The sequence below is a fragment of the Actinomadura citrea genome (assembly GCF_013409045.1).
Classification (GTDB): Bacteria; Actinomycetota; Actinomycetes; order Streptosporangiales; family Streptosporangiaceae; genus Spirillospora; species Spirillospora citrea.
Genome location: NZ_JACCBT010000001.1, coordinates 5,137,580 through 5,160,631 on the forward strand (window position 1 = coordinate 5,137,580; position 23,052 = coordinate 5,160,631).

Sequence of the window (23,052 nt, forward strand, 5' to 3'; positions counted from 1 at the left end):
GCCACCGGTTTCCGTTCGTCGGCCCGGGACCATGGCGGACACCTCCACCGCGAGGTTTGTTAAGCTCGTTGAAAAACTGGAGCGGCCTTCATCATGAGGGCGCCGGGCCCCGCGGTCAAGGGTTCGTCCGCGATCTTCTGGAGGGGCATGAAAGAGGATCGCGCGGTCGGCACCCCGGTGCTGCGCCGCCTCAACACCGCCGCCGTTCTGCGGGCGGTGCGCGAGCGCGCGCCCGATCCGCTGCGCCTGGCCGAACTCGTCGAGCTGACCGGGCTCACCCGTCCCACCGTGGGGCAGGCGGTGGACGACCTGGTCGAGGCCGGCTGGCTCCAGCAGCACGATCCGGCGGCCGCCTCCCGGCACGGCGGCCGCCCCGCCGTGCGCGTCTCTCTGCGGGGCCGCGCCGCGCCCGTGCTGGGGCTCGACGTCGGCCCCCACACGGTCAGCGCGGGGGTCAGCGACCTCGCCGCGCGGCGCCTGGCGGCCGTGCGCCGCCCGGTCGGGCGGAGCGAGGCCGGTCACCTCCTGCGCGCCGTCGACGAGGTGATCGAGAGCGCCCTGCGGGAGGCCGGCCTCGGTGCGGACGAGATCGCCGGCGTGGTGGTCGCGACGCCGGGCATCGTCGACCCCGGCGCCGGGCGCGTCCTGCTGGCGCCGAGCGTCCCGGGCTGGACGTCGGTGGACCTCTCCGGCCACCTGCGCGACCGCTTTCCCTGCCCCGTCCAGGTCGAGAACGACGCCAACCTCGCCGCCCTGGCCGTCGCCGGTGAGCGCGGGACCCTGCTGGCCGTGCAGTGGGGCGAGCGCCTGGGCGCGGGCGTCGTGATCGACGGCCGCCTCCACCGGGGCTCGGGCGCCGCCGGGGAGATCGGCTTCATCCGCCCGCCCGGCCGCGTCCCGGAGACCGGCGACGGGCGGGGCCCGCTGGAGCGCACCATCGGCGCCGAGGCCATCGCCGCGCGGGCCCGCCGCGCCGCTCGCGGGCACCCCGAGTCCGCCCTGCGCGGCGGCGAGCCCGACGCCGCCGCCGTCTTCGCCGCGGCCGCCGCCGGAGACGCCGTCGCCCAGGGGGTCGTGGACGCCGTGGCCGCGACCTTCGCGCAGGCGATCGCCCCCGCCGTGCTGGTCCTCGACCCCGACACCGTCGTGATCGGCGGCGGCGTCGCCCGCGCCGGGTCCGTCCTGCTCGGCGCCATCACCCGGCACCTGACCGAGCTGACCCTCACCCCTCCCACCGTGGAGTTCTCCGGCCTCGCGGAGGACACCGTCCTCACCGGCGCCCTGCACCTGGCCCTCGACGAGGTCTGGCGCCGCCTCACCGTCTGAGGCGCCGAAAGATCATCCAGGAAGGGTGTCGAAGAGGTTGGGCAGGCCGGAGCGGTAGCGCTGGGCGTCGAGCATCTTGAGGCCGTCAAGTTCGGGCGGCTGGTAGAGCTCCCACATCGGGACCCGTTCCGCGGGAGAGCCGGCCGCGTCCAGCAGCGCGTTGACGGCGGCGCGGCCGGACTCGTTCGCGCCCTCCATGGTGGCCAGGTCTACATGGGTGCGGACGTAGTCGCCGGCCATGAACAGGTTCGGGATCCGCGTGCGGGCGCTCGGCCGGTTCTGCCAGCTTCCGACCGTGTTCACCATCAGCGGCTCGTCGTTGGCGCTGCTCTCGACGGTGGGACCGTCCGCCGCGGTCACCCGCGCGGTCGGTTCCGGCAGGACGGTCTTGGCCCCCTCTCCGGGTACCGGAAGATCACCGCGGTGGGGACGGGCGCGGTGAGCAGCATCGCGATGAAGGTGCGGCGCGTCGCCGGATCCATCACGTGCGTGTACCACCACTCGGTGGTGGATCCGGGGTGCGGCCCGTCGTCGGACGGTTCGGCGAGCTTGCCGGGCACCTGGGTGAGGTCGGAGCGCTTGATGTCGGTGCGGGGGATCCAGGAGCCCCGGCCGGCCGCGGGCGCCGGTTCCGGCGGTGCTGTCAAGCATTGTGTCGACACACTGTCCGATCCTGGCCTGGAGGCGGTACGCTGCGGCCATGGCGACCACCACCCAGCCCCGCAGGAAGGTCCGGGAGCGGCGCGACGACGTCCGGCGCCGCGTGCTGCGGACGGCGACGGAGATGATGGCCGACGGCACGCCCTACACCGAGCTGCCCGTGCAACGCATCGCCGAGCGAGCGCGGGTGGCGCGCTCCACCCTCTACCTGCACTTCCCGGACAAGAGCCGGCTGCTCCTCGCGCTGGCGGACGAGGCGGTCGACGCACTGTTCGGCGAGGCCGTCATCTGGTGGCGGGCCGACCACTCCGACGGGGTCGACGGCGTCGCCCGCGCCATGCGGCAGATGATCATCGCGTACCGCGAGCACCGCCGCGTCCTGCACGCCCTGGCCGAGGTCGCCGGGTACGACCCCGAGGTCGCGGAGTTCTGGCGCGAGCGGATACGGCGGTTCGCCGCCGTCGTGCAGAACCGGCTGGAGAGGGAGCGGCGGGCGGGCACCGTGGACCCGGAGATGGACGTCCGGTCGACGGCCCAGGTACTGATCTGGACCGTGGAACGGACGATCTCCGCGCACTGCCACCACGACGAGGGCGCGGGAGACGAGCGGATCGCGCGCACCCTCGCCCGGACGATCTGGCTCACGGTCTACGGTGCGACGCCCGCACCGCCCCGCGGCGACCGGCGCTCGGCAAACCGGTAGCGCCCGGGATCCTCGGACGGGAACGGGGCCGGCACGGACCCGCCCACGTCACGCCGGCTCACGTACGCGCGGCCGGGCGTTCACTCGCCGACATATTCGCTAAGAATTCATATAGCGAATTGCTTTGGAACGCGACTTTCCATGGGAAGCGACTTTCCAGCGGAGCGCCGGTGGATTGGTCCCGGCACCAGGCGGCCGCCGCCTGCGCGAATATGCGCGGCCCGTTCGGCGGCCGAACCATTGAGCCTGGACGATAATGCGCGCTACGCTCAACAGTGGGGGATTTTCCATAGCCGTTCGGCTCGGGCGGAGGAGTGGTCACGTGGGCTTTCCAGGATCCCGCAGGGTCGTCATCGTCGGAGCGGGCTTGGCCGGAACCGCCACCGCCATACGTCTCATGCAGTTCGCCCGGGAACCTTTACAAGTGGTGCTGATAGAGCGGCGGCCCGAATATCGCAGTGCGGGCGTGGCCTATCACCGTTCAGGCAACCACTGGCACCACGTCTTCAATATCCAGGCGGGCCGCATGTCGATGTTCCGGGAGGACGTCGACGATTTCGTGGACTGGGCGAACACCGAGGCCGACCGGACCGGCTGGCCCCCGAGGTGGAGGGGCTTCACCTTCACCGAGTCCGGTCCGGCACCCCGCCGGCTCTACGCCGACTACCTGCGCACCCGCCTCACCGAGGCCGCGCGGGAGGCGACGGACGGCGTGGAGTTGCTCGAAGTCGACGGCGAGGCGGTCGACATCGCGGTCGGCCCCGGCCGCGCACACGTCGTCGTGGAGACGCACCCCTCGCGATCCGGCGCCGGGCCGGACCCGACCACGATCGGGGCCGACCACGTCGTCCTCGCGACGGGGCTGGAGGAGCGGGAGCTCCCGTTCGCGGCCGGCGTCAGGGACCACCCCTGCTTCGTCCGGCACCCCTATTCCGAGCAGGGGATCCAGCGGATCCTCGGCCTCCGGCGGGACGCCGAGGTCGCCATCATCGGCACGCTGCTGAGCGCGTACGACTCGGCCTCACTCCTGCTGCGGCACGGCCACACCGGGAGGATCCACATGATCTCGCGGTCCGGTCTGACGCTGCGCACATATCCCTCCGACCACCGCCACCACGTCCTCGACCTGCCGGCGCCACGGCTGCACTCCGACGGCTACGAGGGCCGCGACGAGCTCGTCCGCCTCTTCAGGAGCGAGTGGGAACGGGCCTGCGCCTTCGTCGCCCAGCGGCATCCCGGCGTGGCGCCCGCGGTCGTGAGCGAGCGCATCGCCAAGTCCTGGGAGCCCCGGCTGCCCGAGGTCCTCGCCCGGATCCCCTCGGCCGATCTCCGCGCGCTCCTCGACGGGTACGGGAGCCTGCTGGCCACGCTGCGCGTGAGCGCCGTCCCCCACATCACCGAGCTCGTCGACGCCGCGATGGCGGAGGGCGGGCCGATCGCCCTCACCACCGGCGCCGTCGGCGGGATCACCGCCACCGAGGCCGGCAGGCTGCGGGTGGCGGTGTCGGGGCCCGCGCCGGCGCGGACGGTCGAGGCGGACCTCGTGATCTCCAACTTCGGGCGGGAGACCGACTACGAGCGGGTCGGTTCGGCGCTCTGGCGGAACCTGCTGGGCAGGGGGCTCGCCGCGCGGCACCGGCGGACCGGACGCGGCGTCGAGGTGGACGGCCACGGTTTCCTCCTCGGACCGGCCGGCGTGCGCACCGCCCCGATCACCGTGGTCGGCTGCCCCCGGGAGGGCGACGAGATCACCCGGTACGGCCGGATGGGCGCGTTCACGTTCAACCTCGCCGCGATCAAGAACCACTCGGTCGGCGTCGCCGCGGTGGTGCTGCGCCACCTCGAATCGTGCTACGACGAACCGACCGAAACCGTGTCCAAGGCCGTGGCCCACGGTGGGGACGACGAGGTGCGCGCGGCGTTCGCCCGTGCGGTACGGCTCGACGTGCGCCGGATGGCCGCCCGGCGCCGCCGCGATCGCCGAGCCCTGGCGGAGCGGCTCGATCACGGCCTGAAAGCCCTTCTGAGCACCGTGATCGCCAACGGCGAGGCCCCCGCGCCGGACGGCGCGCTGCGCTTCGTCGTGAACGCGGCCGCCACGACGAGGCTCAACGACCTGTCCGTGACGCCGCGGGATCTCCGGTCGATTCTCGAACTCGACGAGCCGCCGGAATCGGGATAGCCGGAAAGCCACATCGGCATTCGGGAGGTGCGTTTCCTCGTCCACGACTGTCACTCTCTAACCATGCTCTGCCCGGGACGGGACTGACCGCGGATCGCCTTCGAGCGCGGTCGGCCCGCATCGCCAACCGGGACCGGCGAGAGAGAGGACGTCCGTGAGCCCTCGCGAAGTTTCAGGGGTCGTGCTCGTCGATTCACACCAGCGCTCCGTTCAAGGATCCTGCAATCGCAGCAGAAAACCGGTCGACGGCACCATTCTGGTCGTCGATGCACTCGGCCCCGACCTTTACGACGCCATCGTCGCCTGTTCAGCCGTGATCTGCGCGAAAGGCGGCCGGACCGGCCACATGCAATCCCTTTGCCGCTCGCGTGGAATCCCCGTGCTGCGCGTCGCCCCGTCCGAACTGGACGGGCTCGCCGGCGAGGCCACGGTCCTGCTCGACCGCGCGTCGGTCGTCCTCGGCGAGGCCGCACCGGCGGCGCCCGCCCCGCGGTGCCCGGACGCCGCCTTCGGCGACGTCGAGTCGATCTGCGTGGTCGTCACCGACACCGCGGACATCCGGGCGACGAACGCCCTCGCACCGCGCGTCGAGCACGCCGACTCGTTCTTCATCCGCGAGGAGTTCCTCTGCTTCTCCGCCGCCCTGAGCCCGATCGACTCACTGCGCGCGGGAGTCCGCGAGGCCGAGCGCTACGGCGCCGCGGTGGCGTCAGAGCTCTGCCCGATGGTGCGCGAACTCCTTCCCGGCCAGCGCCTGATCATGAGGCTCCTCGACCTGCGCTCCGACGACGCCGCCAAGATCACGTCGGGTGACCACGTGGACGACGAGCCGAACCCCGAACTCGGCCGGCACGGCGCCCGGTGGCTGCTGCGGGAGCGCCGCTACCCCCACGCCTTCCGGGCGCTGCGCCGCCACCTGCGGGACCGGCTGGGCGCGGACGCGGACCGGGTGCGTTTCGCCGTTCCGTTCATCAACGACCATGACGAGTACGTGCGGCTGCGGCGGTTCCTCGGCCTCGGGGACGAGACGCCGCTCGCCGTCTTCGTCGAGACGCCGGCCGCCGTGCACTCGGCGGCCGGCTTCTGCGCCTCCGGGGCCTGCGAGCTGTTCGTCGGCACCAAGGACCTGATCCAGTTCTACCTCGCCGCCGACCGCGGCAACCACCTGGTCTCGTCCGTCTACCAGACGCGGCATCCGGCGGTCCTGGCGGCGCTGCGCCAGGCCGTGGAGTCCGGCCGCGCCGCCGGGGTCCCGGTCCACGTGTTCGCGCTGGGCGCCGACCTGGACCACTACGCGCGGCACCTTCCGGTGCGCAGGCTCATGATGTGCGCCGCCGAGCTGCGTCACCTCGCCGCGAGGACGGCGGCCTAGCGCGTCACCCGGCGCCGCCGAAGCCGATCTCGTTGCCCCCCGGGTCGCGGAAGACCACCTTGGTCACGCCGTTCCCGTACTCCTCGCGCCGCGCCGGCGCGATGCCCCGCCGGGCGATCCCCGCGACCCGGTCACCGAGATCGTCGACGAACGCGAGCACCAGGGCGTTCCCCGCCCGCTCCGGGTCCTGCACGATGTAGACGTACCGGTGCTCGGCCACTTCCCACACGGCCTCGATGTCGTTGGGCAGGAACGACGGCTTCCCGCCGAAGAAGCGCTCGTACCACGGCAGCGCCTCCCCGTAGTCGGTGACGGGGATTCCGGCGAAGAGATCGAGTGACATGCGTTTCCTCCTGCGTCGTGGACGTGTCGCAGGTAATGACCACGGCGGTGCCGCCAACTCATCGCCGCCCGCCTTCCGGCGCGTCCCGCCGGCGGGATCGGCGCCCGGCCGGCGGCCGGGCGCCGCGCGTCGTCCTCTCCAACCCTTTTCCGCCGCCCTCGGCGTCGGCGCCATCCGGCCGGTCGGGCACACTGGCCTGGGCCGGATCTCCGCGACTGGTCGCGAAGTCTCTCGGAAAGGGATCTTGATGCGCGTTGTCTCCCAGGAGGATCTGGCGCGGGTGCTGGGCGGACTGCCGGGACGGCCCCGGATCGTGGCCGGCGGCAACTTCGCCGCCCCCCGGCGTGCCCTGCGGATCCTGGACGGCGCGGTCGGCGAGTACCGCCTGTTCATGCTCAACGCCCAGATGGAGGTGCCGGACCGCGAAGGGGTCGATCTGGAGACGCCCTTCGTCGGCGCCGGGATGCGCGGCCGCGCGAACCTGCGCTACTTCCCGTCGCGGCTGTCGCTGGTGCCGAACCTGCTGAAGGAGTCGCTGCCGCCGGACGTGGTGATCGTGCAGACCTCCCCGCCGGCCGGCGGGACGGTCTCGCTCGGCATCGAGGTCAACATCCTGCCCGCGGCCATCGAGGCGGTCCGCGCGCGCGGCGGCCTGGTCGTCGCGCAGATCAACCCCCGCATGCCCTACACGTTCGGCGACGCCGTCCTGGCGACCGACGAGATCGACCTGGCGATCGAGGACGACGAGCCGCTCGCCACCCCGGTCCCCCGGCCGCCCGGCGAGATCGCCCACGAGATCGGCGAGCGGGTGGCCCGGCTCGTCCCGCAGGACGCCACCCTGCAGCTCGGCATCGGCGCCATACCGGACGCCGTGCTCTCCTCGCTCCTCGACCGGCGGGGGCTGCGCGTCTGGTCGGAGATGTTCAGCGACGGGGTGCTGGCGCTGGAGAAGGCGGGCGCGCTCGACGCCGGCTCCCCGATCACCGCGTCCTTCGCCTTCGGAAGCCCGGAGCTGTACGCCTGGGCCGACCGCAACGACCGGATCCGGATGCTGCGCACCGAGAAGACCAACGACCCGAGCCTCATCGCCCGCCGGCCCCGGATGGTCTCGGTGAACTCCGCGCTCCAGGTCGACCTGTTCGCCCAGGCCAACGCCAGCCGCGTCCGCGGGGCGATCTACTCCGGCTTCGGCGGGCAGACCGACTTCGTCGTCGGCGCGCTGCACTCCCCCGGCGGGCACGCCGTCATCGCCCTGCCGTCCTGGCATCCGCGCGCGGACGTCTCGACCGTCATCCCGCGCCTCGCCGGTCCGGTCACCTCGTTCCAGCACAGCTACATCGTCAGCGAGCGGGGCGCCGCCACCGTCTGGGGGAACGACGCCGCCTCCCAGGCGCAGCAGATCATCGACAACGTCGCCCACCCCTCCGCCCGCGACGAGCTGCGCGAGCAGGGCCGGGAGCTCGGCTTCCCGCTGCGCTGACCACCCGACCGCCCCGCGGCGCCTCCGCGTCCCTTCGACGGGACGTCACGAACGCGCGGACACCTATTGGCACATCGCCAATAAGGGTCTAGTGTTCCGATCAGCTCAGGAAACCCGGGGGTGTCCGGCATCGCGATCGGCAGGGCGCCTCCGGCCCCCAGGAGGAGCGAAGGCATGGACAGACCCAGCAGACGCGACGTGTTGATCTCCGGTGGGGCGCTCGGAACGCTCGGCGCCCTCAGCGTCGCCTCCCCCGCGCAGGCGTCCACACTGTGGACGTGGTCGCCCAAGGGCTCGGTGGCGGGCGCGGGCAGGGGCGCCGACCCGCGGTGGGTGTGGGACCCGGAGGTCGACGCGCTGGTCGCCTCGCTGCTCGACCGGGGCGACGTCCCCAAGGTCAACGCGCTGCTGCGCACCTGGACCAAGAACGGCCAGCCGCTGCCGGACGGGCTGCCGGCGGATCTGCGCGACTTCATGGAACGCGCCCGGCGACTGCCGGCGTGGGCCGACCAGAGCAAGCTGGCCACCGCGTTCGAGTTCAACGAGAAGCGGGGCCTCTACCTCGGCGTCACCTACGGCTTCGCCAGCGGGATGATGAGCACGGCCATCCCGAAGGAGGCGCGCGCGGTCTACTACTCCAAGGGCGGCGCGGACATGAGGGACCGCATCACCAAGACCGCCAAGCTCGGCTACGACATCGGCTCCGAGAAGGCGTTCGAGCCCGACGGCGAGATGATCGTGACCTGCGTCAAGACGCGGCTGGTGCACGCCGCCGTGCGCCACCTGCTGCCGAAGTCGCCGTACTGGACCAAGGCGGCCGACGAGAAGATCCCGATCAGCCAGGCGGACATGATGGTCACCTGGCACAGCCTGCCCACCACCGTCATGCAGAACCTGGTCAGGTGGAAGGTTCCGATCCCGGACGCCGAGTCCGAGGCGTTCCTGCTGTCCTGGCAGCTCGCCGGGCACATGCTCGGCATCCAGGACGAGTACATCCCGAAGTCGTGGGACGAGGCGAACTCCCAGGCCGGGCAGGTGCTGACCCCGGTGCTCGCACCGACGCCCGAGGGCGTCAAGCTGGCCGACATCCTGCTCAACCTCGGCTCCACGATCGACGGCGGCATCCTCACCAAGCCCATCCTCGGCTCGCTCACCCGCTTCATGCTCGGCAACGAGATCGCCGGGTGGCTGAAGATCCCCCGGGACCCGCTGTGGGACCCGCTCATCCAGACCCTCTGGCCGCCCTTCGTCGCCGTCCGCGAAGGCCTCCTCGACCTCACCAAGGCGCCGAAGGAGCTGCGGCAGCTCTACTGGGCCTTCGACGAGATCCTCCGCCAGGGCGCCCTGCTCTACCTGTCCGGATTCAAGACGCCGATCAGCATCGAGATCCCGCAGACCAACAACCCGCACTACTGATCCGGGACGCCCCGGACCGCGCTCGCGGACCGGACGCACCACGCGGACGCCGGGCTCGGAACCGACCGGGGACCGAGCCCGGCTTCTCGGTCCCGTCCGGCTAGAACGCGCTGCGGACGAGGTCGTGGACGGCCTCGCTCATGGTGACCGGATCGACCCGGCCGAGCGGCACCGTGTCCTTCGGCGCACGGGCCGGGGCCGGGCCCGCCCACACAGCGTTGATCTTCTGGTCCTCGCCCTCCCCGTACATGTAGTGGCCCAGGCCGGGGCTCAGGTCGGCCACGACGTACAGGCCGGCCGGGTCGCGCCGGGCGAGCCACCCGCCCGCGAACCCGCCGTCCGCGTCCACGGACTCCCAACGCCCCTGCGAGTGGCCCTTGGCCTTGCCGTAGGGCAGGACGAGCCCCTCCACCCGGGCGAGCCGGTGCGCGCCGCGCTCGTCTTCGGTGAGCCGGTGGACGGGCCGTCCGAGCTGCTCGAACGGCTGAAGGATCTCGTAGTCGGCGAACAGTTCGGCCCAGGCGCGCAGGTCGTCGCCCAGCAGGACCGGATGGGCGATGCCGATGCGGTCGTCCGGCGCGGGCGCGAACGGGTCGTCGCCGACGGTGGCGTAGTCGCGGCCCTCGTCGACGCGGAAGGCCGTTCCGGAAGCGGTCGTCCACACCAGCCGGCGGACGATGTGCCCGAGCAGCGGGTGGGCGACGAACAGGGTCCGGAAGTCCTCCGGCGTCCAGCTCCGCCGGGTCGTCATGGCCAGCTCCAGGCGCCTGATCTCCTGGTCGGCGATCGTCCGCAGGTCCTTCCTGAGGCCGGTGAACAGTGCGTGCGCGGCCGGGGCGAGGGCCGGATCGTCCTTCGGGCCGGGTTTCGGCGCGCTCTTTCGCACCTTGCCGTTCGGCTCCACGACCAGCGGGACGAGTTGCTCGTCGAAGGTCACGGTGAACCGCCGGGGACCGTAGTCCAGGACGAGCGTGCCCCGCTCGTCCAGCCCGAAGTCGGGGACGGCCCGGTCGGCGAGGCCGTCGCGCGTCATGCCGCGCGCCGCGGCGATCTCGTCGATCTTGAGGGCGGCCCTGGCCTTCAGCCCCTTGTACCTGCCGCGGCGGGTCAGCTCGAACAGGTGGGTGAGGGCCACGTCGGAGCCGATCGCGGCCAGGACGTCCAGCGCGGTCGCGGCCCGGCCGGTGAGCCCCTGGCCCGGCCAGAGCTTGATCAGCGGGCTGAGCCGCCGCACCGTCGTGTCGTCGCCGATCAGGCCGAGCTGCGCCAGCGCCCAGTTGTGCCGCGTCGGGGCGCCGAGCGCCTGCCAGCGCTCGAACACCGCCCAGGAGAACTCGGCCAGCGAGTGCCGGTCGCAGAACGCGCGGACCTGGGCGGCCTCGGGTGCCTTCCTGGCGAGCAGGTCCAGCAGTCGCCGGGTCGCGCTCGCGGGCAGCGCCCCGTCGCGGCCGCGCGTGAGGATCCGGGGAAGCAGGGCGGGGTCGGCCCAGTCCGCCTTCGTACTCCGGGTGGGCTTGCCGCTGAGCACGTCGGGCAGGTCGGCACAGTCGGGAACGGCCGGACGCGGCAACAGCGCCTCGACGCTCCCCGGCGGCACCGCCTCGGCCAGACCGGGCCTGGCGTACAGCAGCCCGCGCACCGTTCCCGCCGCTTGCAGCCCCCTGGTCGTGTCGTTGCCGATCAACGGGGCCAGTGCCCGGAGCGCCTGTTCCGGGTGCCGTTCGGCCGCCTCCTGCAAGGCGGCTGGCACCCCCTTCTCGCCCATGTGGCCGAGCAGGAGCGGGAACACCGCCCCGTCCGCGATCCCCATGAGCGCCTGCAACACGATCGGGCGCGCCTCATCGGCGTTGAGACCGTGCCGGAGTGCGATCTCGAGCAGCGGGAGCGCGTCCGCGCCCAGGCCGTCGAGCAGCGTCCCCATCACGGCGGGAGTGACCGGTATCCATCTCACGTCCCCGATCTGCGTCGCACTGGACAGGGAGCAGAGCAGGAACTCGTAGTCGAGTTCCCTGGACCCGAAGGAGCTGCCGGGGGAACCCTCCAGCCAGGCCGTCTCGGTCGGGACGAGGTAGGACGCCACGCGCCGCCTCCAGACGTCGCCGCGACGACGCGAGAGGCGCGCCACGGCGTCGCCGTACTCGTCCTCGGACGCGGCGGCCAGCAGCGTGCGGAGCCGCTTGACCACCGCGTCCTCGGCGACCCATCGGCTGACCGGGAAGTGGTCATGGAAGGTGACGCGCCGGATCTCGCCCCGCCATCCCCGGGGCGCGCCGTCGCCGTAGGCGACGAGCAGGACGGCGCCGCCGGAGCCGGGCGTCGCAGGCCGCGGCACCGGGCCGGGCTCGATCGAGAAGGCCTCGGTGACCGCGCAGGCGGCGAACGCGAGCCCGTGATCCAGCACCCACGCGTCCAGGAACGCCGTGGCGTCGACGCCCTCGACGTACTTCACCGCCGCGGCGGCCACGCCCGCCGCGCCCGCCGGATCGGCCTCCCCGTCCAGCCATGCCCGCAGGGCCTGGCCGAGCTCGGGATCGGTGCGCTCGTGCTCCAGCATCTCCTCGGCGATCGGGCGGGCCGCGAGGTCCCATTCGCGGGCCCTCTCCGCGGCGCCCTCGTCCAGGGCGACCGGCGGACCGGGAATGCCGCCGCGCCTCGGATGGATGTGCTCACGCCACTCGACCGGGATCTCCACCGTCTCGCCCATGGCCCCGCAAACTAGCGGCGGCGTCCGACATCCTGATCACCAATCGCGCACGCGGCGCGGGGCACCGCGGCGCTTCGCAGAACACCCCCTGTGTGGGGGGATTGGCGTTTTGTGGCTTATGGACCGGATCGTGCGGCGGGTGCACACTGCGTCCATGGCCAATGCGCGGCATCTGCTGGGGCCGGACGGGATACGGGTCGACGTGGTCGCCCTCGACGACGTCGACCTGGTCTTCGCCCAGGCCCGTCACCGCGACGCCCGCGCCGGCCAGCTCTGGTTCGTGGTGACCCGGCGGGGACGCCTGGTGGCGTACTGCCGCGACATCGAGGCGGTCGCCGAGCACGTCGAACTCGCCGACCTCCACGGCCCCGGGGAGGCCTCCGAAGACACCGGCTAGCCGCGACCCCCGGCGGCGCCTCGGCTCAGGTCCTCTCGCGGGACTTGTGGTCCCATCGCGCCGGGTCGGCCTCCAGCGCGGCGCGGTCCCAGCCCGCGAGATCGGCCGCCGCCTCGTAGGTGCCCTGCAGGAACTCCAGAAGGGCCCGGTCGGGGTCGGGGTCCTCCCGCACCACCTCGTACGGGAGCAGGAACTGGCCGTTCTCCCGGCTGTAGAAGGCGCCGGACGGGCCCACGGGACGGTCGGCGAACCCGGCGGGCTCGGGATAGGCATAGGCGTAGAAGGACCCCTCCTCGCCGCCGCCCGGCCAGAATCCGCAGCTGCTGAGCTCCCGCGAGTATCCCTCGACCATCACCCAGTCGCCGCAGTTCGGGGCGCCGCCCGGGTGCTCGGGCGCGTCCCGCCCGGAGAAGCGCGTGCAGGCGAGGTCCATGGCGCCCCAGAAGAAGTGCACGGGGCTGACCTTGCCGATGTAGCGGGACCGGAACTCCCCCAGCACACGAGCGGCCTGGAGGAGTTGGCGCCAGAACAGGTGCGCCGCATCGGGATCGTAGGAGGCGTGCTGGTCGTCCTCCTCGAACGGGATCGCCGGGTCGACCTCGTTCGGGCGCGCCTGGATGTGCGTCTCGATCCCCAGCTCGTGCAGGGCGGCCATCGTCCGGGCGTAGAACCGCGACACCGGCATGGGCGCGAGCTCGAACTCCCGGAGGCTGCCGTCCGAGGTGCGCAAGCGCAGCCGGTGGTCGACGAAGTCGAACTCGATGTCGAACGCGCCCCCGCCGTACGGGATCGCGGACGTGGTCAGCCCGCGCGGGCTGACGTACAGCGTCACATTCCACCAGTGGTTCACCAGCGGCGCGTGAGCCAGCCGCACCTTGCCGACGATCTGCGTCCACATGTGCAGCGTGTCGCGCGTCCGCGTCCAGTCGGCGACGCGCAGCCGTGGCCAGGCCTGTCGTTCCACCAGTGCCCCCTTCCAGCCGGAACATCCGGGTCATGCCCCGGATCCGGCCTCCGCAACAGTGCGGGACAAGGCATTCCGCATGAGGCTTCGGCCGGGTCGTGGCCGCGGCCGCGGGAGCGTCAGTCCGGTCGGGCGCCCGGCTCGAGGTCCCGCCGGATGGCCTGCCCTGCCGCGCGGTGCTCGGCGGCCGCGGCCGGGTCCGTCGCGTCGAGGACGGCGGCGATCCCCTCGCGGGCCAGCGCCTCGGCGTACCGGTACCCCAGCTTCGGGGCCAGTTCCAGCGCCTGCCGGTGCAGCCGCAGGGCCTCCTCCGGCAGGCCCGCCAGCCGGCACGTCTCGGCATGGCCGTGGAGGAAGTGGATCTTCCAGTGCTCCTCGAAGAGCTCGTCCAGCAGGGCGAAGGCCCGGCGGTGCGCGGCCAGCGCCTCCTCGTACCGGCCCGCCTGCCGCAGGGCGACGCCCAGGCAGTTCAGGCACCAGGCCTCGTTGTGCCTGTGCCCGTCCTCGCGGGCCAGCGCGAGCGCCTGCTCCAGGTGCCCCATCGCCTCGCCGGGCTCGTCGCCGGCGATGGCGACGCCGAGCGTGATCCGGGCCGTCAGCGCGGGAGGCCAGGCGGGGTCGGCGTGCGGGATCTCCAGCACGGTGCGGGCGAGCCGCGCCGCCTCCTCGCGGTGCCCGAGTTGCAGCGTCGCCCACGCCTCGTACGCGGTCGCGTGGGCCGTGCCCGTCGGGCAGCCGGCGTGCTCGAACAGCCTGCCCGCCCGCCGGAAGAGGTCGAGCGGCTCCTCGACACGGCCCTCGTCCCACTTCAGGTAGCCCCGGCGCATGGTCAGCTCGGCCTCGGTCCTGACGTTCCCGGCCCGGGACACCAGCGGTTCCGCCGCCTCGTACGCGGCGTCCGCCTCCGCCATCCGCCCCGCGTTGTAGCGGGCGAAGCCGAGGTCGCTGTGCGCCTCGGCCAGTTGCAGCGGATCGTCCAGGCGCCGCGCGGCGACCAGGGAGTGCTCGAAGAGGACGTTGAGGTGCGTCGTGCCGCAGCGCCGCGCGAAGAAGGCCCGCATGTGGCGGGGCAGCTCGCACACGTGCGCGTCGGCTCCGGCGGCGACCGCCGCCTCGAAGACGGCCATCAGGTTGGTGTACTCGGTGGCGAACCAGAGGAGCGCCGCGTGCTTGCCGGTGAACTCCGGCAGGTCGGCGGGCCGCCGGCCCGCGGAGACCTCGGCGCCGGGGGGCAGGTACGACACCACGCCGTCCGCGGCGGCCGCCGCGTGCACGTAGTAGTCGAGGACCCGGCCGAGGGCCCGCTCCCGCTCGGCGGGCGCGTCCTGCTCGTCGGCGGCCCGGCGCGCGTGCTGGCGCACCAGGTCGTGCAGCCGGTAGCGGCCGGCCGCCGGCTGCTGGACGAGGTGCGCGTCGAGGAGGTCCTCCAGCATCGTCCGGGCGCTGCGCAGCGGCACGTCCGCCAGTGCCGCCGCCACGTGCTCGTCGAAGGTCGAGCCGGGCACCAGCCCCAGCAGCCGGAAGAAGCGGCGCCGCTCCCGGTCCAGCTGCCGCACCGACATCGCGAACGCCGTGTCGAACTCCGTGGCGCCCTCGGCCATCCGCTCGACGAGGATGCCCACGGTCCAGCCCGGGCGGTGCCGCAGCCGCGCCGCCGCCAGGCGCAGCGCCAGCGGCAGGTGGCCGCACCGCCGCAGCACCTCGGCGGCGGCCTCCGGCTCGCGGGCCAGCCGGCCGTCGGATCCGCCCGGGTCGCCGCTGGCGCGGGCCAGCAGCTCGGCTCCCTCCCGCGGCGTCAGCACGTCCAGCGACACCGGGGGCACCTCCTCCAGGCCCAGCAGCCGGTTGCGGCTGGTGATCAGCGCGACGGACGGGCCGGCGCCGGGCAGCAGCGGGCGGACCTGGTCGGCGTCCACGGCGTTGTCGAGGACCACGACGGCCCTCCGGTGCGCCAGTTCCGACCGCCAGCAGGCGGCCAGCGGCTCGATGCCGCCCTCCTGCGGGATCTTCTCCGACGGCACGTCCAGGGCGGCGAGGAGTGTCCGCAGCGCGGGGTCGGGGTCGAGCGGCTCCCTCCCGGCGGTGAAGCCGTGCAGGTCGACGTAGAGCTGGGCGTCGGGGAAGTCGGCGGCGAGCCGGTGCGCGGCGTGCACCGCCAGGCAGGTCTTGCCGACGCCCGCCATGCCGTCCAGGGCGACCACACGGCCGTCCTCCACCGCGGCGAGCACGGCCGCGAGCTCGGCCCCGCGCCCGGTGAAGTCGGGGACGTCGCGCGGCAGATCGTTGCGGGGCGGGCGCGGCAGGCCGGCCGGCGGCGCCGGGGGCTGGACCTGGCGGCTGGTCTTCGGCGGCGCGGGCAGCGGGCTGGAGGCCCGCTCCCAGAGGGGGCGCAGCGGGCGGGGATCGCGCTTGAGGAGTCGGCAGAGCGCGATCACCGCCGTCCAGGGCGGCACCGTCTGGCCGCCGAGGTAGCGCGACAGCGACGACGAGCTGAGCCCGGCGTCCCGCGCGAGGGCCCGGACGCCGCGTCCGGACACTTCCTGCAGCATGCGCAGCCGGGCCGCGAGCTCCTCCTGCGGATCGGCCTTCTCCGCCCGATGCTGGTGCACGACCACCGTTCCCCCGCCTTCCGTCCCACCGCGGCCGGACTCCTTCGGGGTGCGTCGCCGCTGCTCAAGGCCGTTGCAACTGTCCCACGGTGTCCCACCGACGTCGTCATCGTAGGCCGCTGCGGCTGTGATGGGGACATGCCCCCGAGGGAAGGGGGCGCGACCGCAGAGGAGAGACGCAGATGCAGTCCCGTATGAAGAACCCCGCCATGGTCCTGTCCGGCGCGATGCAGCCCATCCAGGAGATCTTCAAGGCCGTGCACTCCGGCGGCGTCTCGGAGGAGACCCTGGAGCTGGTCCACCTGCGGGTCAGCCAGATCAACGGCTGCAGCGCCTGCGTGGACGCCGGCGCCAAGACGGCGCGCAAGGCCGGGGTGACCGACGAGCGGCTGGCCACCGTCGCCGCCTGGAGGGAGGCACCGTACTTCACCGAGGAGGAGCGCGCGGCGCTGGCGCTGGCGGAGGCCGCGACCCGGCTGGCCGACCGCGCCGACGCCGTGGGCGACGACGTCTGGGACACCGCCGCCACCTACTTCGACGAGAAGCAGCTGGCCGCGATCGTCCTGATGATCGGCGTCACCAACATGTTCAACCGGCTCAACGCCACGACCCGGCAGATCGCCGGCGCGTGGGGCTGAGCGCCCCCGACCGAAGACGACTCACTCGCCGACCAGGAGGATCCCGCCATGAGCGACACGAAGAAGGCCACCACGAGTACCGCCGCCGGTGCGAAGTTCGACGGCTTCACCGACGAGGAACGGGCCGCGATGAAGGACCACGCCCAGGAGCTGAAGAAGGCCGCGCGCCGCAGCCCGGGCAAGGCCAGGGCCGACGGGGAGAGCGACGTCCTCTCCAAGATCGCCGAGATGGAGGAGTCCGACCGCGCCATCGCCGAGCGGGTGCACGAGATCGTCCGGGCCGCCGCGCCGGACCTCGTGCCGAGGCTCTGGTACGGCCAGCCCGCCTACTCCAAGGACGGCAAGGTGCTCTGCTTCTTCCAGGCCAAGGCGAAGTTCAAGACGAGGTACGCGACCCTCGGGTTCAGCGACGTCGCGGCCCTCGACGACGGCGCCCTGTGGCCGACCTCCTTCGCCCTGCCGGAGCTGACCGCCGAGGGCGAGGCGCGGATCGCCGACCTGGTGAAGCGGGCCGCGAGCTGAGGACGCGCCGGATGCGGCGAGCGGCGCCCCGCTCGCCGCACCGCGTGCCGGTACAAGGCACCCGGGCCTCCTTGCTAGGCTGACTTTAGATCTAAACTCAAGGAGGTCCGACATGGCGCGCACGATCGTGGTCACCGGCGGCGGCACCGGCATCGGCAGGGCGGTGGCGGCGCGCTTCGCGACCGGCGGTGACCGGGTGGTCGTCATCGGCCGCCGCGCGGAGGTGCTGGAGAAGGCGGCCGGGGAGATCGGGGGCACGGCTCTGCCGGCGGATCTGGGAGACCCTGCCGAGGTTGAGCGCGTCCGCGCCGAACTGGCCGAGCGCTTCGGCTCGGTCGACGTGCTGGTCAACAACGCGGGCGGCAACGCCGACAACCACGGCGGGTCCGCCGGCGTCGCGGAGCGGTGGACGAGCAACTTCCGCATCAACGTCCTGACGTCGGTCCTGCCGACCGAGGCGTTCCGCGACCTGCTGAACCCGTCCGGGACGGTCGTGTTCATCTCCTCGATCGCGGCCCTGCGCGGCTCGGGCGGCACGTCCTACGGCCCGATGAAGGCGGCCCTGCACCCCTACGCGTGCGATCTCGCCGCCGCCCTCGGGCCCCGCGGCGTCACCGTCAACGTCGTCGCCCCGGGCTTCATCGAGGACACCGAGTTCTTCGGCGACGTGATGAGCGACGAGCGGCGCGCGGCCCAGATCGCGCAGACCCACACCGGGCGGGCCGGGACGCCGGGGGACGTCGCCGAGACCGTGCACTGGCTCGCCTCGCCCGGCGCCGGGCACGTCACCGCACAGATCATCCAGGTCAACGGCGGGGCCGAGCGTGGCCGCTGAGCCGCCGCGCGACGGCGCCGACGCCATCCAGGACGCCTGGCGGCGCGAGCTGCCGGGAGTGCCGGTGGAGTCGATCGGGGTCGTCACCAGGATCTGGTGGGCCGCCAAGGTCTTCGGCGACGAGCGCCGCCGCCTCCTGGCGCGCCTGGGGGTTGACGTCGCCACGCTGGACCTGCTGTCCACGCTGCGCCGCTCCGGCCCGCCGTACCGGATGAGCCCGGGCGAGCTGGCCGACGCCTGCATGGTGACCCGCGGAGCGATCACCCAGCGGGTGGAGCGGGCCGCCGGTGCCGGTCTGGTCGAGCGGACCACCGCCGGATCCGGCTACCACGCGCGCGCGGTCACCCTCACCGCGCAGGGCAATGCCCTGCTCGACCGCGTCGTCGCCGACCTGCTCGCGGCCGAGGACCGGCTCATCGGCCACCTCGCCCCCGACCGCCGCGAGCAGCTCGCCGGACTGCTGCGCGACCTGCTCGCCGGGCTCGGCGGCCCGAGCCCGGCGGGGCAGGTCGGGGACTGACCCTCGGGCGCGGCGGTGTCAGTCGCTCGTGAGGATGACGAGTTGCCGGGTCGCCCGCGTCATCGCGACATAGCGGTCGACCGCGCCTTCGATGCCCTCGCCGAACCCGTCCGGGTCGATGAGCACGACGAGGTCGAACTCCAGCCCCTTGGCCAGCTCCGGGGTCAGCGACCGGACGCGGGGCCTCCCCGGGAAGGCGGGGTGGCCGATGACGCAGGCGACCCCGTCGTCGTGCGCGGCGAGCCAGGCGTCGAGGACCCGGTCCAGGTCCGCGACCGGTCCGTGGCCGACGGGGACGCCGCTGCCGCGGATCGAGGTCGGCACGTTGGCGTCCGGGAGCGCGGCCCGGATGACCGGCTCGGCCTCCGCCATGATCTCCTCCGGCGTCCGGTAGTTGACGCTGAGGGACGCCAGCTCGATCCGGTCGAGCCCGACCCGTTCGAGCCGTTCCCGCCAGGACTCGGTGAACCCGTGCCTGGCCTGCGCGCGGTCCCCGACGATCGTGAAGCTCCGGGACGGGCAGCGCAGCAGCAGCATCTGCCACTGCGCGTCGGTCAGCTCCTGCGCCTCGTCCACGACGACGTGCGCGAACGGGCCGGCGAGCTGGTCGGGGTCGGTGCTGGTCAGCGCGCTCTCGTCGACGAGGGCGTCATGGAAGTCCTCGCCGCGCAGCATCGTCACCAGCCCCGTCCCGTACTCGTCGTCGGCCACCTCGATGAGGTCGTCCACGACCCTCTCCATGCGCTCGCGCTCGGCGGAGACGGCGGCCACGTGGCGGCGCCTGCGCAGCGACGCCTCCGGGTCGCCGAGGCGCTGCCGCGCCGCGTCCAGGAGCGGCAGGTCCGACACCGTCCAGGCCTGGGCGTCCTCGCGCTGCAGCATGCGGATCTCGTCCCTGCCGAGCCAGGGAGCGCACAGCCGCAGGTAGGCGGGCACCGACCACAGGTCCCCGACGAGGTCGGACGCCTCGATGAGCGGCCACGCCCGGTTGAAGGCGGCGCGCAAGTCCCGGTCCTGGCGAAGCGACCTGCGGAGCAGGTCGGGCGACACCGCGCCCTCGTCCTCGTCCGCGCCCTCGTGCTTGTCAGCGAGGATCGTGACCAGCTCCTCCCAGATCTGGTCGCGCGCCTCGTTGTGCGGCGTGCCGGGTTCCGGCGCCTGGAACGCCTCGGCCCAGTCGGCGGGGCCCAGCCAGACGTCGGACCAGTGGGTGGTGACCTCCATCCCCTCGGTGGGCGGGTTCTCGTAGAACCCGACGGCCTTCTCGATCGCCTTCACCAGGTCCGCGGACGACTTGAGCCGGGCCACCTCCGGGTCGGACTCGACCGCCGCCCCGGCCCCCTCGGCGACGAGGTCGCGCAGGGTGCAGATCTGCACGCCCTCCTCCCCGAGGCTGGGGAGGACGTCGGACACGTAGGCCAGGTAGGGCTGGTGCGGCCCGACGAACAGCACGCCGCCCCGGTGGTGGCCCAGGCGGGGGTCGGAGTAGAGGAGGTAGGCGGAGCGGTGCAGGGCGACGACGGTCTTGCCCGTCCCCGGGCCGCCGTCGACGACGAGGGCGCCCCGGGACCCCGCGCGGATGATCGCGTCCTGGTCGGCCTGGATGGTGCCGAGCACGTCGCGCATCCGGTCGGACCGGTCGCTCCCCAGGCTCGCGATGAACGCGGACTGGTCGTCCAGGGCGGCGTGTCCGGCGAACCCCTCCGCGGTGAACACCTCGTCCCAGTAGTCGCTGATCCGGCCGCGGGTCCAGCGGTACCTGCGGCGGCTCGCCAGCCCCATCGGGTCGGCGTGGGTCGCCCCGAAGAACGGTTCGGCCGCGGGCGAGCGCCAGTCGAGCAGCAGCCGGCGGCCCGTGCTGTCGGTGAGACCGAGCCGTCCGATGTAGACGGGCTCGGAGCCGTCCGCGACGGCCATGTGCCCGAGGCAGAGGTCCAGGCCGAAACGGCGCAGCGTGCGCAGGCGGGCGGTCAGCCGGTGGATCTCCATGTCCCGGTCCATCGCCCCCTGGCCGATCCCGCCGGGCGCCCTGCGCTCGGCTTCGAGGCGGTCGGACAGGTCGGAGATCGTCTGGTCGAGGGTCTCCGCGACGGCCGCGAAATGCCGCTCGTCACGCTCGATCAGCGCCGGGTCGGCCTTGGGGGACAGACGCTCGGGGAGGTCGAACACGCTGGCGGTCAAAGGATTCACGTATCGGCTCCGGCTCGTGATCGCTGGTCGTGGTTCCGGCGAGTCCCCGCGACCGCCCGGGAGCTCGCAGGCGGGCCGCCGTCCCCGCGCGAATCGCGCGGCGACGACGCCTCCTGCACTGCGCCCCCGGTTTCCGCAGGTTCTGGCCTCGGCCGCCGATTCTGCGCCACGACCCGGGTCTTGCCGCAAGCCCCCGGGTGCGCTATACGTTGAGAGTGGCGGGGAGAGTCCTCCTTCTCGCGCCCTCCGCCGCCCCTCCCCGCGGATCCCCGGCCGCCCGCTCAGACCATGTACTGGTCGTGGCGGTGGTAGAGGTCGGCCCACTCTCGCTCGCTGAGCTGCCGCCCGCTCCCCACGATCTCCGCCAGCTCCTCGAAGTAGGCCTCACGCGGAGCCCCCGGAGCGAACAGGACCAGCATCGAAGCCGCCCCGTGCGGGTTGTCGAACGCGTGGATCCCGCCCGGCGGGACGAACAGGAAGTCGCCGGGCGGGGCGTCGACCCAGCGGTCCCCGTCATAGAGGGCGACGGTGCCGGACAGGACGAAGAACGACTCCGACATCGTCTTGTGGAAGTGCGCGCCCGCGCCGCGACCGGGCTCGGCTCCCATGTCCCACCGGTAGAGCCCGTACTGCCCGCCCGTGGACTCGCCCGTGGCCAGGTAGTGCACCTTCGAGCGCGTGCCGATCAGCAGGTCGGGCGCGGAGCCGCTCTTCCACCATGTGCCGCTGACCTCGCCCTCGTCACCGTGGAAGAGCTCTTTCGGGTACGACATTCCGGCCTCCTCGTCGACTGTCCCGCCCCATCGTGGCGTCCGGCCCTGACAAGCATGCGCGACAGCACGGGCCTGTGACGTACACCACCGACCGGGCCACGCCCCGGGTGACGGACGTGCCGGGCGTGGTCGTTAGAGCCGGGTGTGGCCGGGTAGCCGTATGCGGTGGCCGGAGGAGCCGGCGACTCATTCGACACCGAGGGGGCGGAGTTGACCACGCCGGAGGAGAACGCTCCGAAGACCGAGGACACCGATCAGGTGGAGCCCGACGAAGAGCGCGAGTCGCGACCCGACGTGCGCACCGAACTGGGCGCCGAACTCGAGGACAAGATGGCCGAGAAGGGGCTGTCGCGGGACGACTTCTCCGAGTCCTGAGGTGGCCCCGGAGCCCGGAGCGCACCTCGACCTCGCGACCTGATCTCACCGGGGGCGTCGGAGAAGGTCCGCGGGGGACGACGGTACGGGTGAGGGACGAGGAGGACCGCGTGATCGGCACGTTGTACGAGCGGTGGCTGCTGGAGATGTGGGCCGGGGACTTCGGACTCGCCCGCGAGCTGGTCACGCCGGATTTCGTCGGGCACTGGCCGGGTCAGGAGGTGCGCGGGGCCGAAGAGCTGATCGACATTCTGCGGCAGGGGCACGCACCCTTCGAGGGCGTCACCGTGACGCTGGACGTGGGCCCGATCGTGGACGGGAACCGGGTCGCCGCCCGGTGGACGTTCGCCGGACGGTTCAGGGGCGGCATGCCCGGAGCGACCGCCCCCGAGGGCACGGCGGTGTCGTTCAGCGGCCACGACGTCCTGCGCGCCGAGGACGGCCGGTTCGCGGAGTACTGGGTGATCTCCGATACCGAGTCCCTCGCCCGCGCACTCGGCATGGAGTGATCTCCGCCGAGCACTCCCCCGGGCCGTCACTCGGGCAGGGGCTGAAGGGTCGGGTCGCAGAGGCGGCAGCCCAGCATGCCTTGGTAGATGCCGTGCTTCGGGCAGCGCTCCAGGAATCCGGGAGGCGGCGGGACGCTCCAATCGGGCCGCGTCGCCGGAGTCTCCACGGCGACGGGGGCGGGCCATCCGTCCACCATCGCGCGGTATCGGCGCAGGTAGTCGAGGGCGAAAGGAGGTTCGTAGGTGAGAAGCCCCCAGCCGTGCCGTGTCATCGCCAGGTCGAGGACGCGCAGCACGAACGCCTTCTCGGCCGGCCAGTCCGCCGTCCACGGCAGGGAGTTCAGATCGAATCCGTCCGTACCGCGGCCGAGGCGATGTCCGTCCGCGAACAGCAGCACGAGATTGCTCTCCCAGACGGACTCGGCGAGGGCGCACCCGGCCAGGGTGAGCACGTCGAAGAAGACGTCCGTCCCGCCATTGGACAGATACAGATCGCCCCCGGACGTCCCCAGCGCTTCGAAGGTGTTGCCCACG

General features: G+C 72.9%; 22 protein-coding genes. 13 read left to right on the forward strand and 9 right to left on the reverse strand.

Annotated features, from left to right (window positions below):
- Positions 1–147: 147 nt before the first annotated feature.
- On the forward strand, positions 148–1,326 hold the full coding sequence (locus tag BJ999_RS24030) for an ROK family transcriptional regulator (protein ID WP_179835374.1): 1,179 nt from the start codon (positions 148–150) through the stop codon (positions 1,324–1,326).
- Positions 1,327–1,338: 12 nt separating this feature from the next.
- On the opposite strand, the gene BJ999_RS41420 is transcribed toward BJ999_RS24030, so the two are convergent.
- Together BJ999_RS41420 and BJ999_RS41425 are read right to left on the reverse strand one after the other, a co-directional pair.
- Complete coding sequence (locus BJ999_RS41420) at positions 1,339–1,686, reverse strand: FAD-dependent oxidoreductase (RefSeq protein ID WP_218935198.1); 348 nt, start codon at positions 1,684–1,686, stop codon at positions 1,339–1,341.
- Positions 1,683–1,973 (reverse strand): VOC family protein, encoded by a 291-nt coding sequence (locus tag BJ999_RS41425; protein ID WP_218935199.1) that lies wholly within the window; start codon positions 1,971–1,973, stop codon positions 1,683–1,685. The genes BJ999_RS41420 and BJ999_RS41425 overlap by 4 nt, the downstream gene beginning before the upstream one ends.
- A gap of 53 nt (positions 1,974–2,026) precedes the next feature.
- Between BJ999_RS41425 and BJ999_RS24040 the strand changes: the two genes are divergently transcribed.
- The 3 genes from BJ999_RS24040 to BJ999_RS24050 all read left to right on the forward strand — a co-directional run bounded on the left by BJ999_RS24040 (position 2,027) and on the right by BJ999_RS24050 (position 6,243).
- Positions 2,027–2,689: a TetR/AcrR family transcriptional regulator gene (locus BJ999_RS24040; RefSeq protein ID WP_179835375.1), complete on the forward strand. Its 663-nt coding sequence runs from the start codon at positions 2,027–2,029 to the stop codon at positions 2,687–2,689.
- A gap of 322 nt (positions 2,690–3,011) precedes the next feature.
- Positions 3,012–4,871, forward strand: coding sequence for an FAD/NAD(P)-binding protein (locus BJ999_RS24045; RefSeq protein ID WP_229810708.1), 1,860 nt, complete (start codon positions 3,012–3,014; stop codon positions 4,869–4,871).
- 181 nt (positions 4,872–5,052) lie between these two features.
- Positions 5,053–6,243 (forward strand): putative PEP-binding protein, encoded by a 1,191-nt coding sequence (locus BJ999_RS24050; RefSeq protein ID WP_229810707.1) that lies wholly within the window; start codon positions 5,053–5,055, stop codon positions 6,241–6,243.
- 4 nt (positions 6,244–6,247) lie between these two features.
- On the opposite strand, the gene BJ999_RS24055 is transcribed toward BJ999_RS24050, so the two are convergent.
- Entirely contained in the window at positions 6,248–6,586 is a 339-nt protein-coding gene (locus tag BJ999_RS24055; RefSeq protein WP_179835378.1) for a VOC family protein, read from the reverse strand.
- A gap of 247 nt (positions 6,587–6,833) precedes the next feature.
- Between BJ999_RS24055 and BJ999_RS24060 the strand changes: the two genes are divergently transcribed.
- Both BJ999_RS24060 and BJ999_RS24065 read left to right on the forward strand, forming a co-directional pair.
- Positions 6,834–8,066, forward strand: a complete 1,233-nt coding sequence (locus tag BJ999_RS24060) for an acetyl-CoA hydrolase/transferase family protein (RefSeq protein WP_179835379.1) — start codon at positions 6,834–6,836, stop codon at positions 8,064–8,066.
- 174 nt (positions 8,067–8,240) lie between these two features.
- Positions 8,241–9,482 carry an oxygenase MpaB family protein gene (locus BJ999_RS24065; protein ID WP_179835380.1) on the forward strand — a complete coding sequence of 414 codons (1,242 nt, stop codon included), beginning with the start codon at positions 8,241–8,243 and terminating at the stop codon, positions 9,480–9,482.
- 100 nt (positions 9,483–9,582) lie between these two features.
- On the opposite strand, the gene BJ999_RS24070 is transcribed toward BJ999_RS24065, so the two are convergent.
- Entirely contained in the window at positions 9,583–12,186 is a 2,604-nt protein-coding gene (locus BJ999_RS24070; RefSeq protein ID WP_179835381.1) for a DUF4132 domain-containing protein, read from the reverse strand.
- 154 nt (positions 12,187–12,340) lie between these two features.
- Here BJ999_RS24070 and BJ999_RS24075 point away from each other — a divergent pair, with 154 nt between their 5' ends.
- Positions 12,341–12,583 (forward strand): hypothetical protein, encoded by a 243-nt coding sequence (locus tag BJ999_RS24075; protein WP_179835382.1) that lies wholly within the window; start codon positions 12,341–12,343, stop codon positions 12,581–12,583.
- Between the two features lie 25 nt (positions 12,584–12,608).
- Here BJ999_RS24075 and BJ999_RS24080 read toward each other — a convergent pair whose 3' ends face one another.
- Positions 12,609–13,547 (reverse strand): DUF5996 family protein, encoded by a 939-nt coding sequence (locus BJ999_RS24080; RefSeq protein WP_229810706.1) that lies wholly within the window; start codon positions 13,545–13,547, stop codon positions 12,609–12,611.
- Positions 13,548–13,666: 119 nt separating this feature from the next.
- Positions 13,667–16,156, reverse strand: a complete 2,490-nt coding sequence (locus BJ999_RS24085; RefSeq protein WP_229810705.1) for a tetratricopeptide repeat protein — start codon at positions 16,154–16,156, stop codon at positions 13,667–13,669.
- 182 nt (positions 16,157–16,338) lie between these two features.
- On the opposite strand from BJ999_RS24085, the gene BJ999_RS24090 reads away from it, so the two are divergent.
- The 4 genes from BJ999_RS24090 (at position 16,339) to BJ999_RS24105 (ending at position 18,671) form a co-directional block, all read left to right on the forward strand.
- A complete protein-coding gene (locus BJ999_RS24090) occupies positions 16,339–16,794 on the forward strand; it encodes a carboxymuconolactone decarboxylase family protein (RefSeq protein WP_179835384.1) in 456 nt (151 codons plus the stop codon).
- A 48-nt stretch (positions 16,795–16,842) separates the two neighbouring features.
- Positions 16,843–17,316: an iron chaperone gene (locus BJ999_RS24095; RefSeq protein WP_179835385.1), complete on the forward strand. Its 474-nt coding sequence runs from the start codon at positions 16,843–16,845 to the stop codon at positions 17,314–17,316.
- Positions 17,317–17,428: 112 nt separating this feature from the next.
- Complete coding sequence (locus BJ999_RS24100) at positions 17,429–18,151, forward strand: SDR family NAD(P)-dependent oxidoreductase (protein ID WP_179835386.1); 723 nt, start codon at positions 17,429–17,431, stop codon at positions 18,149–18,151.
- Positions 18,141–18,671, forward strand: a complete 531-nt coding sequence (locus BJ999_RS24105; protein ID WP_179835387.1) for a MarR family winged helix-turn-helix transcriptional regulator — start codon at positions 18,141–18,143, stop codon at positions 18,669–18,671. The genes BJ999_RS24100 and BJ999_RS24105 overlap by 11 nt, the downstream gene beginning before the upstream one ends.
- Before the next feature lie 18 nt (positions 18,672–18,689).
- Here the strand turns inward: BJ999_RS24105 and helR are convergent, their stop codons facing one another.
- The gene (gene helR, locus BJ999_RS24110; RefSeq protein ID WP_179835388.1) at positions 18,690–20,861 is read right to left on the reverse strand and encodes an RNA polymerase recycling motor ATPase HelR; all 2,172 of its coding nucleotides are present in this window, start codon (positions 20,859–20,861) and stop codon (positions 18,690–18,692) included.
- Positions 20,862–21,142: 281 nt separating this feature from the next.
- Positions 21,143–21,634 carry a cupin domain-containing protein gene (locus tag BJ999_RS24115; RefSeq protein WP_179835389.1) on the reverse strand — a complete coding sequence of 164 codons (492 nt, stop codon included), beginning with the start codon at positions 21,632–21,634 and terminating at the stop codon, positions 21,143–21,145.
- Between the two features lie 165 nt (positions 21,635–21,799).
- On the opposite strand from BJ999_RS24115, the gene BJ999_RS24120 reads away from it, so the two are divergent.
- Together BJ999_RS24120 and BJ999_RS24125 are read left to right on the forward strand one after the other, a co-directional pair.
- Positions 21,800–22,009 (forward strand): hypothetical protein, encoded by a 210-nt coding sequence (locus BJ999_RS24120; protein ID WP_179831324.1) that lies wholly within the window; start codon positions 21,800–21,802, stop codon positions 22,007–22,009.
- Positions 22,010–22,119: 110 nt separating this feature from the next.
- The gene (locus tag BJ999_RS24125; RefSeq protein WP_179835390.1) at positions 22,120–22,518 is read left to right on the forward strand and encodes an ester cyclase; all 399 of its coding nucleotides are present in this window, start codon (positions 22,120–22,122) and stop codon (positions 22,516–22,518) included.
- A gap of 26 nt (positions 22,519–22,544) precedes the next feature.
- Here the strand turns inward: BJ999_RS24125 and BJ999_RS24130 are convergent, their stop codons facing one another.
- Positions 22,545–23,051, reverse strand: a complete 507-nt coding sequence (locus tag BJ999_RS24130) for a hypothetical protein (RefSeq protein ID WP_179835391.1) — start codon at positions 23,049–23,051, stop codon at positions 22,545–22,547.
- Position 23,052: the final 1 nt, after the last annotated feature.

Excerpts from the sequence above, each read along its gene's own strand:
- BJ999_RS24030 (WP_179835374.1), top strand. The coding sequence starts at position 148 with ATGAAAGAGGATCGCGCGGTCGGCACCCCGGTGCTGCGCCGCCTCAAC.
- BJ999_RS24040 (WP_179835375.1), top strand. The coding sequence starts at position 2,027 with ATGGCGACCACCACCCAGCCCCGCAGGAAGGTCCGGGAGCGGCGCGAC.
- BJ999_RS24055 (WP_179835378.1), bottom strand. The coding sequence starts at position 6,586 with ATGTCACTCGATCTCTTCGCCGGAATCCCCGTCACCGACTACGGGGAG.
- BJ999_RS24060 (WP_179835379.1), top strand. The coding sequence starts at position 6,834 with ATGCGCGTTGTCTCCCAGGAGGATCTGGCGCGGGTGCTGGGCGGACTG.
- BJ999_RS24065 (WP_179835380.1), top strand. The coding sequence starts at position 8,241 with ATGGACAGACCCAGCAGACGCGACGTGTTGATCTCCGGTGGGGCGCTC.
- BJ999_RS24070 (WP_179835381.1), bottom strand. The coding sequence starts at position 12,186 with ATGGGCGAGACGGTGGAGATCCCGGTCGAGTGGCGTGAGCACATCCAT.
- BJ999_RS24075 (WP_179835382.1), top strand. The coding sequence starts at position 12,341 with ATGGCCAATGCGCGGCATCTGCTGGGGCCGGACGGGATACGGGTCGAC.
- BJ999_RS24090 (WP_179835384.1), top strand. The coding sequence starts at position 16,339 with ATGCAGTCCCGTATGAAGAACCCCGCCATGGTCCTGTCCGGCGCGATG.
- BJ999_RS24095 (WP_179835385.1), top strand. The coding sequence starts at position 16,843 with ATGAGCGACACGAAGAAGGCCACCACGAGTACCGCCGCCGGTGCGAAG.
- BJ999_RS24100 (WP_179835386.1), top strand. The coding sequence starts at position 17,429 with ATGGCGCGCACGATCGTGGTCACCGGCGGCGGCACCGGCATCGGCAGG.
- BJ999_RS24115 (WP_179835389.1), bottom strand. The coding sequence starts at position 21,634 with ATGTCGTACCCGAAAGAGCTCTTCCACGGTGACGAGGGCGAGGTCAGC.